Source organism: Limobrevibacterium gyesilva (assembly GCF_025989185.1).
GTDB classification, from domain to species: Bacteria; Pseudomonadota; Alphaproteobacteria; order Acetobacterales; family Acetobacteraceae; genus Limobrevibacterium; species Limobrevibacterium gyesilva.
The window spans coordinates 1-12090 of sequence record NZ_JAPDNT010000053.1 but is presented as its reverse complement, the minus strand read 5'-3'; the positions used below and the strand labels follow the sequence as shown (position 1 = coordinate 12090).

The following is a 12090-nucleotide window of genomic DNA, read 5'->3' as shown; positions in this document are numbered from 1 at the left end:
GCCGGCAGGCGGCGCGCCATCTCGGCCCGCACCAGCGGCGCGGCGTCGGGCGCCACAGCGGGGGCGGCCAGCAGCAGCCGCGCCAGCCGCCGCGGCAGATCGAGCGCGACCGGGCCCATCACCCCGGCGGCCGGATCGACATACCAGGGCTCGGCCAGGGCCAGCCCCAGCAGCCCGTCCTCCAGCTCCAGCTCCGCCCGCTGTTCGCCGTTCTCGCCCATCCGCCAGGCGATGCGCCCGGGGCGGGGCGCGCCCAGGGTGACGGCGGGCCCCTCCACGCCGCCCCAGCGCGCGCGGCCGGTGGCGATCATGCGGTGCAGCGTGTCCGGGAACGGCTCGCCCATGCCGGCGACGCCGCCGGGCGCGAGATCGCGCAGCCCCGCCAGGATCGGGTGGTCGGCGTTGCGCAGATATTTCGGCGCCGCCGCCTGGCTGATGGCGCCGGGGACGAGTTTCGTCACCCGGGCGGAGAAGCTGTCGTCCTTGCGCAGCGCCACCGATGTCGGCTCGACGATCAGCTGCCGCCGCCCGGACGCCGCCTGCCCCAGCCGCAGCACGTAGAACAGGCGCTGGCGGATGGCGGCGGGATAGGCCTCGCCGTCATCGGCCTCGGCGCCCTCCAGCTCCACGAGCCACGCCGCGAGCAGGGGCGACAGCGCCGGCGCGTCCCGCAGCACCGGCAGCCGTCTCTGCTGGTCGATCGCCGCATGCAGCACGGCGGCCACGTGCTTGCAGTTGTAGCCGACCGGGCAACTGCAGTCCCCGTCCACCTGCGCGCGGCCGTCGCGGCCATGGCCGATGCGGATATCCTGGCGATAGGGCCGGTGGGCGTTGCCCCTCACCCGCCCAGTGACGGCGTCGCCGCCGGGCGACACCGTGCAGTCCAGCACTCTACCGCTCACGTGGTAGAGCAGCCCCGCATCGAATGCCTTGCCCGATACCGCCCGGCCGATGTCATCGTGGGTGATCCCGATCATGGGCGTACCCTATCGGCCTGTCCGAGTCGCCTGCGACAGGCGCCGAGCCCCCGGCCGCTCCCCCCTTGACCCCCCGCCCCGACGGCGCACGCTGCGGCCATGAACCATGCCCCTTCCCCGGCGCCGGTCTGGCGCTCGCTGCTGTACGTGCCGGCGCATGTCGGCCGCTTCGTCGACAAGGCGCACACGCGCGGCGCGGACTGCATCCAGCTCGACCTGGAAGACAGCGTGCCGCCGTCAGAGAAGGTCACGGCGCGGGCGGGCGTGGCGGCGGCGGCGGCGAAGGTCCGGCGCGGCGCGGCCGACGTGCTGGTGCGCATCAACGCGCCGCTGGCGCTGGCGGTGCCGGACATCCAGGCCGCCATCGGCCCCGACGTGGACGGGCTGACCGTCACCAAGGCGCGCGGACCCGACCATGTGCGCCTGCTCGACGAGCTGGTGAGCGAATGCGAGGCGAAGGCGGGCCTCCCGGTCGGCCGCACCTGGTTCTACCTGCTGGTGGAGACGCCGGAGGCGCTGCCGCAGGCCGCCGCCATCGCAAGCGCCTCGCCGCGCACGGTGGCGATGAGCCTGGGGGCGGAGGATTTCGCCACCGCCATCGGCGCCGAGCCGACCGAGGAAGCGCTGCTGGTGGCCAGGCAGATGCTGCTGATCGCCGCCCGCGCCGCCGGCGTGATGCCGCTGGGCCTGGTCGGCAGCATCGCCGGCTTCGCCGACCCCGCGGCGTTCCAGGCCATGGCCGAACGCTCCCGCCGCATGGGCTACGAGGGCGCGAGCTGCATCAACCCGGCCCAGGTGGCGCCGCTCAACGCCGCCTTCACGCCCAGCGAGGCCGATGTCGCCTATGCCGGCCGCGTGATCGCGGCGGATGCCGAGGCGCGGGCGCACGGGCGCGGCGCGGTGGCGCTGGACGGGCGGATGATCGACGTGCCGATCGTCCGCCGCGCCGAGCGGCTGCTGGCGCGCCACGCCGCCGTCGCGCGGCGGATGGCGGTGCAAGGATGACCTGACCCGGGCACGGCTTGATCCACGTCAATGCCGCCGCGTCCGGCTTGCGGGACGATGCCGCTTCCTGATCATTGTGCAGTGCGGTAAGGTTCCATACCGATCATGTCATTCTGGGGTGCAGCCATGGGCGCCACGACCGACCGGCACGCCAAATACGACGCCTTGATCGCGCGTTGCCACGGGCTCGCCCCGGTGCCGACGGCGGTGGTGCATCCCTGCGACGCGGCCTCGCTCGGCGGCGCGGTGGAGGCAGGGGCGGCGCGCATCATCGTTCCCATCCTCGTCGGGCCCGAGGCGAAGATCCGCCGCGTGGCCGTGCAGACGGGCATCGACATCACCGGCCTGGAAATCGTCGACGCGCCGTACAGCCACGCCGCCGCCGAACAGGCCGTGGTGCTGGTGCGCGCCGGCCGCGTGGCGGCGTTGATGAAGGGCAGCCTGCATACCGATGAGGTGATGGCCGCGGTGGTGGCCAAGGACACCGGCATCCGCACCGCCCGGCGCGTCAGCCACGTCTTCATCATGGACGTGCCCACCTACGCCAAGCCGCTGTTCATCACCGACGCGGCGGTGAACATCTTCCCCACGCTCGACGACAAGGCCGACATTGTGTGCAACGCCATCGAGCTGGCGCAGGCGCTCGGCAGAGCCCAGCCCAAGGTCGCCATCCTCAGCGCGGTGGAGACGGTAACGTCGAAGATCCCGTCCACCATCGATGCCGCGGCGCTGTGCAAGATGGCCGAGCGCGGGCAGATCAAGGGCGGCATCCTCGACGGCCCGCTGGCGTTCGACAGCGCCATCAGCCGCGAGGCCGCGGCCACCAAGGGCATCGTCTCGCCGGTGGTGGGCGACGCCGACATCCTGCTGGTCCCGGACCTGGAGGCCGGCAACATGCTGGCCAAGGAGCTGACCTTCCTGGCCAATGCGGACGCCGCCGGCATCGTGCTGGGCGCGCGCGCGCCGATCATCCTGACCAGCCGGGCCGACGACGTGCGCACGCGGCTGGCGAGCTGCGCGGTGGCGGCCATCTACAGCCACGCCCGACGGATCCTCGCCGCGGGGCTGGCGGCGCAATGACGGCGTCCCCGGACGCGGACAGCCCGCAGGGCGTGGACCGGACGGTGGCCATCGACGGGGCCATCCTCGTCATCAATGCCGGGTCGTCCTCCATCAAGTTCTCGGTCTATCGCGGCCGCGACGGCGCGCTGGACGCGGGCGCGTGCGGCCAGGTGGAAGGCATCGGCACCGCGCCGCGCCTGCAGGTGCGCGGCCTGCCGGACGATGCGCGCGTGGACGTGGTGCTGGACCCGGCGCAGGTGCGCGACCACGCCGGCGCCATCGGGGTCATTCACGGCTGGCTGACCGACCACCATGCCGGCGAGCACGACCTGGTGGCGATCGGCCACCGCGTGGTGCATGGCGGCATGGAATATGACCGCCCGGTGCGCCTCGACACCACCGTGCTCGCGGCGCTGGAGGCGCTGGTGCCGCTGGCGCCGCTGCACCAGCCGCACGCCCTGGCGGCGATCCGCGCCGCCACCGCGGCGGCCCCGGCCATGCCGCAATACGCCTGTTTCGACACCGCCTTCCATCGCGGCCAGGCGCGGCTGGCGCAGATCTTCGCCCTGCCGCGCGCGCTGACGGACGAGGGCGTGCGCCGCTACGGCTTCCACGGCCTGTCCTACGAGTACATCGCCGCCAGCCTGCCGCCGGAGCTCGCCGGCGGGCGGGTGGTGGTGGCGCATCTCGGCAACGGCGCCAGCCTGTGCGCCATGCGGGCCGGCCGCAGTGTCGCCAGCACCATGGGCTTCACCGCGCTGGACGGGCTGATGATGGGCACCCGCGCCGGCGCGCTGGACCCGGGCGTGGTGCTGTACCTGCTGGAACAGCGCGGCATGACCGCCGCCCAGGTGACCGACCTGCTGTACAACCGCTCCGGCCTGCTGGGCGTCTCCGGCCTGTCGAGCGACATGCGCACCCTGCTGGCCAGCGCCAGCCCGCAGGCGAAGGAAGCCGTGGACCTGTTCGCCTATCGCATCGCCCGCGAACTCGGCTCACTGGCCGCCGCCCTGGGCGGACTGGACGGGCTGGTGTTCACGGCGGGCATCGGCGAGCACGCGCCGCACGTGCGGGCGGCGGTGCTGCACCAGGCGGGGTGGCTGGGGCTGACCCTGGACGCGGCGGCCAACGAAACCGGCGGCCCGCGCATCTCGGCCGCGGGCGCCGGGCCGTCCGCCTGGGTGATCCCGACCGACGAGAACCTGATGATCGCCCGCCACGTGGCCCGGCTGCACGCCGCCGCGGCGGGGTGAGGGGTTGCCCGCTTCCGCGTCAGTCCAGCCCGCCCGCCACGCTCTCCAGCGCCGCGCGGTCGCGCAGGACAATGGCGCCGTTCGACGGGATCTCGATCAGCCCGTCGGCCTTCAGGCGCGTCAGCGTGCGGCTGACCGTCTCGATGGTCAGGCCGAGATAGTCGGCGATGTCGCCACGGGTCATTGGCAGCGTGACGGTACGCGCCATCCCTGGCGCCTGCGCCACGCAATGGGTGGGGATCGAGGCGCGGGCGATCAGGAACGAGGCCAGCCGCTCGCGCGCGGTCTTGCGGCCCAGCAGCAGCATCTGCTCCTGGGCTGCCACCAGCTCGTTGGACGCCACTTCCAGCAGCCGCGTCTCCATCGCCGGGAAATCGTCCAGCATCGCCCGCAGCTTCGGGCGCGAGAAGCGGCAGACGCGCATGGGGTCCACCGCCTCGGCCCCGAAGGCATAGACCGAGGACACCGCCAGGCCCAGGAAATGCCCGGTGCCGGCGAACCCGGTGATCTGGCGCCTGCCGTCCGGCAGCAGCTTGAACAGCTTGGCGGTTCCGGCGGTGACGTTGAAGAAGTGCTCGGCCGGATCGCCTTCCACGATGAAGCTGCGGCCGGGTTCCACGGAGATGGACACCGCCATCGCGGCGAGGCGTTCCAGATCCTTGATCTCGATCGCGTTGCAGACGCTGTACGACCTGGCGTCGCAATGCGCACACGGTTCGGCCGCCGCCAGCGGCTCAAGCACGATCGGCCGGGCCCGTACGGCCACCATCGCAATTCCGGCGGTTGTTCCTCCGCCGCCCCGCCTGTCTGGCATCCCTTGTACTCTACGGCCGGCTCACCGGGGAACACGTTTCTTCGCAGTGCGGAATCCCCGCTCTTGATCTGCGTCAAGGCAGCAGCAACGGAATCGTATGCACACTGCCGCCCAGCAACGAGTGAAAGCGGTGATGTCGGGCTTCACCTGCCACATCCTGATGCCGGAGCAGGCGTCCACGGTCTACCCGCTGGTGCGGGAAGCGGTGCCAGCGCTCGATCTGCGCACATGGCTGCGTTTCGCCAAGCGCATCACCAATCCGCGCCGGGCGTCGCAGGAGGGCATCATGGTGGTGCGGCGCAACTCCCGGCCAATGCCTTGCGGCCTGTTCGTCTACCGGCGGGAGAACGACCTGACGCACGGCCCGACCCTGGTCGCCGAGCACTTCATCGCCGTCGATGTGCTGGACGCCGAGCCGGCGATGCGCGCCCTGGTGGCCGAGCTGGACACGCTGGCCGAAGCGCTCGGCTGCCACGCCATCCGCGCCATGGTGCTGGGCCAGTCCAGCCTGGTCGCCTCGGGCCTGCGCGACGCCGGGCACCAGCCGGAAGGCGCCACCCTCTGGAAACCCCTCCACCGCCCCCACGAGGCGGGAGGCTAAAGCGTGATCGCCACAGGTGGAATCACACGGAGGCGTGAATCACGCGATAAAACAAAGACCTAGAGCCTGATCGGAACGCCTATCGGTTCCGATCAGGCTCTAGCCGCCGGCGCCTGTCTCGCGATGTGCTGACCACTCCAACGCCCGGCAAGGTGTTATCGTACCGATGCCGGCCCGCCGCCGCAGACACCGTAACACCCAAGACACTCCGGGGCTTCGGCACGGTATTCGGGCTCATTGCGGGACCTGACGGTCCATCCGGCAATTTTCCGATCAGCAGATCTGCGGCAGACCTTGCGTGCGTTCCCTATGCAACAAGGCATGAGGTGCGTCTGTCATGAAAGCCAGGAACAAGATATGCGCCAGGCTGCGGTGGCTTGCCGTCGGCCTGATTTCGGCGGGCTGGGCCGGCATGGCCGCTCCGGTGGCCGCGCAGCCGGCGGCGCAAAAACCGAACATACTCGTCATCATGGGTGACGATGTCGGCTGGTTCAACATCGGCGCCTATCACCAGGGCATCATGTCCGGGAAGACGCCAAACCTCGACCGGCTGGCGGCCGAGGGCATGCGCTTCACCGACTACTACGCGGAGGCAAGCTGCACCGCCGGCCGGGCAAACTTCATCACCGGCGAGTTGCCGCTGCGCACGGGCCTGACCACCGTGGGCCAGGCCGGCGCCGATGTCGGCATCCCCGATGAGGCGGTCACGCTCGCCACCGTGCTGAAATCGCTCGGCTACGAGACCGCGCAGTTCGGCAAGAACCATCTGGGCGACCTCAACAAGTTCCTGCCGACGGTGCACGGGTTCGACGAGTATTTCGGCTATCTCTACCACCTCGACGCGATGTCCGACCCGTACTGGTTCGACTACCCGCAGGACTGGATCGACAAGTATGGCCCGCGCAACCTGATCCATTCCTATGCAACCGACGTGGACGATCCCACGGTGCAGCCGCGTTGGGGCAGGGTCGGCAAGCAGCGGATCGTGGACGCAGGCCCGCTGGCGCCGTTCCCGAACATGACCGGGCGGCAGAACTGGCAGGAAAGCCGCAAGGCCCGATACGACATGGAGACCTTTGACGAGGTGCTCGTCGAAAGCAGCAAGGGCTTCATGGACAAGGCGAAGCAGGACGGCAAGCCGTTCTTCATCTGGCACAACACGACGCGCATGCATGTGTTCACCTACATCGCGCCCAAATACCAGGCGCTGATGAACTACCAGACCAACTACGGCCTGGAAGAGGCCGGCATGGCGCAGATCGACGACAATGTCGGCGACTTGCTGAAGCACCTGCAGGACATCGGCGTGGCTGACAACACCATCGTCATCTTCACCACCGACAACGGCGCGGAGGTCTTCACCTGGCCGGATGGCGGCATGACGCCGTTCAGGGCCACCAAGGGCACCGTGTTCGAAGGCGGCTTCCGCGTGCCGGCCATTATCCGCTGGCCGGGCAAGGTCAAGCCAGGCACGGTGGAGAACGGTCTGTTCTCCGGCCTCGACTGGCTGCCGACCCTCGCCAATGCGGCAGGCAACCCCGACATCACGACCCGGCTGCTGTCTGGCGTGAAGCTGGGCGATCGAACCTACAAGAATCACCTCGACGGATACGACCAGATGGAGCTGTTGCTGGGCAAGGGGCCATCGGCGCGCCATGAGCTGTTCTACTTCGGCGGACCGAAACTGGGTGCGCTGCGGATCGACGACTTCAAGTTCCAGTTCTACCAGCAGCCCTATGGCTGGCCCGGCGAGAAGGTCACGACGGACATGCCGACCATCGTCAACATCCGCCAGGATCCGTTCGAGCGCACACCGTCGATCCGGGGCGAAAGCCCGAACGAAATGGGCGGCGGCTACATGAACGAATTCTACGCTCGCGAATTCTGGCGCTTCGTTGTCGTGCAGCAGAAAGTCGCGGAACTGGCGCGGACGGCGATCGACTACCCACCGATGCAGGCGCCGGCCTCGTTCAACCTCGATGCCGTGAAGGCGCAGGTTGAAGAAATGATCAAGAGTCACGAGGGGCAATAACCAGCGCAGCTGTGGCCGTGGAGCGAAGCAAGGAAAAGGTGACACAGAGAACACGAAGGATCACAGAGGACACGGAGAAGAAAGCGAGTTGCGCTGCGCGCGAAGCGCCTCATTCTTTTTTTCTTCTCTGTGGCCCTCTGTGTTCTCTGTGTCCCCTTCCCTTTTGCGGCACAACCGCCGCCCGCGCAGGGCTAGGGCTCCGCCAGCGCCGGCAGCAGCGGCAGCAGGGTCGGCAGGTCGCGTTCGGCGACGCAGACCAGGTAGCGGTCGGCGTGCGGGCCTTCCGCGTCCTCGGCATCGGCCAGCGGCAAGCCGTCCGGGCCCAGCGGCAGGGCGGCGAGGCCGAGGTCGCCGTAGACCGTCAGCAAGTTGCGGCGGGCACGCCAGACGGCGGGGTCGAGCCCCTCCTGCTGCGCCAGGTCGCGCAGGCGCCAGACGGCGGAGACGCGGTCGCTTTCGGGCCCCACGGGATCGCCCAGGGCCAGCATCACCGGCCCCACGCGGCGGAATGCGATCACGGCGCGGTCGGCTTCGCCGCAGACGATGCCATCGGCCTGCGCCGGCGGCTCGGCACCAAGACTGGCGTAGCGGCGGCGCGCTTCCTCGGTCCAGGCGGCCCAGCGCACCCGGCCCGGGCGCAGCAGCCGCCACAGCGCCACCAGCGCCAGACCCACGGCCAGCGCCACCGAGGCGCGCAGCGAGTTCGGCACGTCGCGCGACAGGATCACCTGCCACCAGCTGTTGCTGTCCAGCCAGCGGACATGCGGCTCGAACGAGGCCAGGGCCAGCACGCAGGCGACCAGCGTCAGCAGCGGCACTGCCGTCCCGGCCTGCAGCTTGCCGCTCAGCAGCCGGGCATGGCGGTAGAAGGCCTGGTGGAACGGCGCGATCACCCCCGCCGCCAGCACCAGCACCGCCGGCACCCACAAATTCTGCCCCTGCGCCAGCGTGAACGCGGCGCCCAGCAGCAGCAGCACGAGGGTCGCGATCCAGGCCAGGTTCACGCGCTGCGCCAGGGCTGCGGCCATCACCAGCAGGGCGACGCCGATCAGGCTCGGCACGAAGTCGCCGGCCTGGTTCACCACGTCGGCGAAATCCGGATCGATCCAGGAGAAATCGGAGCCGGGGGCCAGCACGCCGATCGACAGCAGCAGCGTGCCGCTCAGCGCCACCACGCCGGTGACGGCGGCGACGACGAAGTCCGGCTCGCTCCAGCGCCCGATCGCCTGCACGCCGCGCAGGCCGGAGGCGCGCTTCAGCAGGCCGCGGCCGCGCAGCAGGATCTCGTTGCCGGCGAACAGGGCGCCGGCCAGGAACAGCGGAATGATGTAGTAGTACAGCCGGAACACCACGATGGCGCCGACGATCTGCGGCGGCTCCATGTACGGCGACAGGCCGAGCAGCATGGCGGTGTCGAACACACCGAGCCCACCCGGCAGGTTGGCCGCGAGGCCGGCGGTGTAGGAGGCAAGATAGACGCCGAGGAAGCGCAGATAGGTCATGCCGGGGGTCGGCGGCAGCAGCGCGTGGAAGATCGCCGCCGTCACCGCCACGTCCACGGTCGCCAGCAGCACCTGCAGGATGGCCATGCGCCAGCCCGGCAGTTCCACCTCGTGGCCCATCACCTTGATCACGCCGAGGCAGCGCGACAGCGTGATATAGGCGATCACGATCACCCACAGCACGGCGCCGATGGCATACATCGCAGAAGGCGGGAACTTGTCGCCGAAGAACGGCACCGCCTGCGGCTCGGTGAACAGGATGATCCCGCCCAGCACCATGCCGCCCAGGCCGAAGGTCAGGCTGCAGAACGCCACCACCTTGCCGATCTGCAGCGGCGTCAGCCCCCAATGCGCGTACAGGCGATAGCGCACCGCGGCCCCGGACACCGCGGCGAAACCGAGGTTGTGGGCCAGCGAATAGGCGCAGAACGAGGCGAAGGCGACCTTGCCGTAGCTGACCTTCTTGCCGGCGTAGATGGTGCCGAGACGGTCGTAGAAGGTCAGGATGAAATAGGACAGCACGGTCCACACGAACGAGGCCACCAGGGCCACGGTCGGGATGGCGTGCAGGGCACGCGAGATGTCCGCGACCTTGAGGCTGCGGAACTCCTTCTGCACCACGTAGATGGCGCCGAACAGCAAGGCCACGCCCAGCACCGCCGGCACATGCCGAAGGATCTTCTTCAACGTGTCGTTCACGCGCGGCTTGCCCTCAGGCCGCGTCGGCGGAGGGGTGCGGCCGTGCAAGCGCGTGCTCGATCAAGGTGATGGTTTCGGGGATGCCGTACAGCGCCACGAACTGGCCGAACCGCGGGCCCTCCATCTGCCCCAGCAGCACCTGGTACAGCGCGCCGAACCAGGAGCGGAGATCCTTGAACGGGTGCCGCTTGCCCACTTCGTACAGCAGGTTCTGGATGTCCTCGGCGCTGGCGCCGGGCGGCAGGGCACAGAGCGAGTCGGCAAGGTCGGTCAATGCAGCCCGCTCGGTGGCGTCTGGCTGGCGGTAGGTTTTCGCCGGGCGGACGAAGTCGCGGTAATAGGCCAGCGCGTATTCCACCAGCCGGTCCAGGAACGGCATCGCCTCGGGCGTCGCGTCCGGGTTGTAGCGGCGGATGAAGCCCCACAGGATCTCCGGGCTTTCCGCGTTCACCACGCTGGCGAGGTTCAGCAGCATGGCGAAGGACAGCGGGCTGTGCGCCTCCTGCGGCACGCGGCCGGCATGGATGTGCCAGGCCGGGTTGGCCGGGCGCTCGTGATGCGGCTGGGCGTGCGCCTTGGTGACGTTGGCGAGATACTCGTCCACCGCCTTCGGGATCACGTCGAAATAAAGTCGCTTGGCGCGCTGCGGCTGGTTGTACATGAACTGGCCCAGGCTTTCCGGCGGAGCGTAGCGCAGCCACTCCTCCACCGACAGGCCGTTGCCCTTGCTCTTGCTGATCTTCTGCGCCTGCTCGTCGAGGAACAGCTCGTAGGTGAAGCCGGTCGGCGGCTCGCTGCCGAGGATGCGGCAGATCTTGCCGGACAGGCGCACGCTGTCGATCAGGTCCTTGCCGGACATCTCGTAGTCCACGCCCAGGGCGTGCCAGCGCATCGCCCAGTCGGCCTTCCATTGCAGCTTCACCGCGCCGCCGGTGACCGGGGTCTCGAACGCCTCCCCCGTCTCGGGGTCGCGCCAGACCATGGTGCCGGCGGCGGGGTCGAGCTTTTCCACCCGCACCTGCATCACCACGCCGGTCTTCGGGTGGATCGGCAGGAACGGCGAATAGGTGGCCTGCCGCTCCGCCCCCAGCGTGGGCAGGATGACGGACACGATCTCGTCGTGCCGCTCCAGCACCCGCAGCAATGCGGCGTCGAACCGGCCGGCGGTGTAGTATTCGGTCGAGGACGCGAACTCGTAGTCGAAGCCGAAGGAATCGAGGAAGGTGCGCAGCCGGGCGTTGTTGTGCGCGCCGAAGCTGTCATGGGTGCCGAACGGATCGGGGATGCGGGTCAGCGGCTTGCCCAGGTATTGCGCCAGCATGTCCCGGTTGGGCACGTTGTCGGGAACCTTGCGCAGCCCGTCCATGTCGTCGCTGAAGGCGATCAGGCGGCTGTCGAGTCCGGTCAGTTCGGTGAAGGCGCGGCGGACCCAGCTGGTGCGCGCCACTTCGCCGAACGTGCCGATATGCGGCAGGCCGGACGGGCCGTAGCCGGTTTCGAACAGGGCCGATTTCCTGCCCGACGCGGCGAGGCGGGCGGCGACTTTCTGCGCTTCCTCGAACGGCCAGGATTTGTGTGTTCCCTGCGGAACTGTCGTGGTGGAGGGTGTGTCGGCCATGCGGCGCAAGCTATGGATGGGGGGTGCCTTGGTCAATCCGGCGGCAACCTTATAGTGCCCCCATGACCGAAGCCGCCAGTTCGCGCGGGGGCATGCCAACCCTGCCCCCCCGCTTCGTACCGCCTTCGGGCATCTCCCTGCCCGCGTCCCCCGCGGTGGTGGCCGGCGTCGGCCGGGCGGCGATCCTGACGCAGGACGGCGAGATGCTCGACCTGCCCACGGCCGAGGCAGCGCGGCTGCTGCGCACCCTGCCGCCGCCGCTGCTGGTGCACGCCCCGGCCACGCTGCGCCGGCTGGGGCTGCAGGCCATGCCGGCGCTGGATCTGCTGGAGCTGTTCGCCTTCGTGCTGCCCGCCCGTGTCGCCGCCCCCACCCCCCGCGGGCTGGCGCTGGCGCTGGACATGGCGCCGCCCGGGCCGGGCGCGGAGGCGGCGAGCGCGCTGCTGCCCGACCTCGCCCAGGCGCTGCTGGCGCGGCTGGCGGCGGGGCGGGACCTGCCGATGAACCGCGACGCCGCCGGACTCGCC

At 69.9% G+C, this 12090-nt stretch carries 9 protein-coding genes and 1 pseudogene; 6 read left to right on the top strand and 4 right to left on the bottom strand.

What is annotated here, in order from left to right:
• The coding region (locus OL599_RS24995; protein WP_264716771.1) for an SWIM zinc finger family protein at positions 1-977 on the bottom strand (977 nt) is incomplete at its 3' end.
• Between the two features lie 99 nt (positions 978-1076).
• Here OL599_RS24995 and OL599_RS24990 point away from each other — a divergent pair.
• The 3 genes from OL599_RS24990 to OL599_RS24980 all read left to right on the top strand — a co-directional run bounded on the left by OL599_RS24990 (position 1077) and on the right by OL599_RS24980 (position 4297).
• Positions 1077-1982 (top strand): HpcH/HpaI aldolase/citrate lyase family protein, encoded by a 906-nt coding sequence (locus OL599_RS24990; RefSeq protein ID WP_264716770.1) that lies wholly within the window; start codon positions 1077-1079, stop codon positions 1980-1982.
• Positions 1983-2108: 126 nt separating this feature from the next.
• The gene (locus OL599_RS24985) at positions 2109-3062 is read left to right on the top strand and encodes a phosphate acetyltransferase (RefSeq protein WP_456306723.1); all 954 of its coding nucleotides are present in this window, start codon (positions 2109-2111) and stop codon (positions 3060-3062) included.
• Between the two features lie 50 nt (positions 3063-3112).
• The gene (locus OL599_RS24980) at positions 3113-4297 is read left to right on the top strand and encodes an acetate/propionate family kinase (protein ID WP_456306724.1); all 1185 of its coding nucleotides are present in this window, start codon (positions 3113-3115) and stop codon (positions 4295-4297) included.
• 19 nt (positions 4298-4316) lie between these two features.
• Here OL599_RS24980 and OL599_RS24975 read toward each other — a convergent pair whose 3' ends face one another.
• A complete protein-coding gene (locus OL599_RS24975) occupies positions 4317-5066 on the bottom strand; it encodes a Crp/Fnr family transcriptional regulator (protein WP_264716768.1) in 750 nt (249 codons plus the stop codon).
• Positions 5067-5208: 142 nt separating this feature from the next.
• On the opposite strand from OL599_RS24975, the gene OL599_RS24970 reads away from it, so the two are divergent.
• The gene (locus tag OL599_RS24970) at positions 5209-5712 is read left to right on the top strand and encodes a hypothetical protein (protein ID WP_264716767.1); all 504 of its coding nucleotides are present in this window, start codon (positions 5209-5211) and stop codon (positions 5710-5712) included.
• Between the two features lie 412 nt (positions 5713-6124).
• A complete protein-coding gene (locus tag OL599_RS24965; protein ID WP_264716766.1) occupies positions 6125-7744 on the top strand; it encodes an arylsulfatase in 1620 nt (539 codons plus the stop codon).
• 191 nt (positions 7745-7935) lie between these two features.
• Here OL599_RS24965 and OL599_RS24960 read toward each other — a convergent pair whose 3' ends face one another.
• Positions 7936-9945, bottom strand: coding sequence for a phosphatidylglycerol lysyltransferase domain-containing protein (locus tag OL599_RS24960; protein ID WP_264716765.1), 2010 nt, complete (start codon positions 9943-9945; stop codon positions 7936-7938).
• A gap of 13 nt (positions 9946-9958) precedes the next feature.
• Positions 9959-11563 carry a lysine--tRNA ligase gene (locus tag OL599_RS24955; protein WP_264716764.1) on the bottom strand — a complete coding sequence of 535 codons (1605 nt, stop codon included), beginning with the start codon at positions 11561-11563 and terminating at the stop codon, positions 9959-9961.
• Positions 11564-11655: 92 nt separating this feature from the next.
• Between OL599_RS24955 and OL599_RS24950 the strand changes: the two are divergent.
• Positions 11656-12090, top strand: a pseudogene (locus OL599_RS24950) (ATP-dependent DNA helicase); the annotation flags it as partial.

What these genes read in the sequence shown, in the direction of transcription:
- OL599_RS24990 (WP_264716770.1), top strand. Translation starts at nt 1,077, where the DNA reads ATGAACCATGCCCCTTCCCCGGCGCCGGTCTGGCGCTCGCTGCTGTAC.
- OL599_RS24985 (WP_456306723.1), top strand. Translation starts at nt 2,109, where the DNA reads ATGGGCGCCACGACCGACCGGCACGCCAAATACGACGCCTTGATCGCG.
- OL599_RS24975 (WP_264716768.1), bottom strand. Translation starts at nt 5,066, where the DNA reads ATGGTGGCCGTACGGGCCCGGCCGATCGTGCTTGAGCCGCTGGCGGCG.
- OL599_RS24970 (WP_264716767.1), top strand. Translation starts at nt 5,209, where the DNA reads ATGCACACTGCCGCCCAGCAACGAGTGAAAGCGGTGATGTCGGGCTTC.
- OL599_RS24965 (WP_264716766.1), top strand. Translation starts at nt 6,125, where the DNA reads ATGGCCGCTCCGGTGGCCGCGCAGCCGGCGGCGCAAAAACCGAACATA.
- OL599_RS24955 (WP_264716764.1), bottom strand. Translation starts at nt 11,563, where the DNA reads ATGGCCGACACACCCTCCACCACGACAGTTCCGCAGGGAACACACAAA.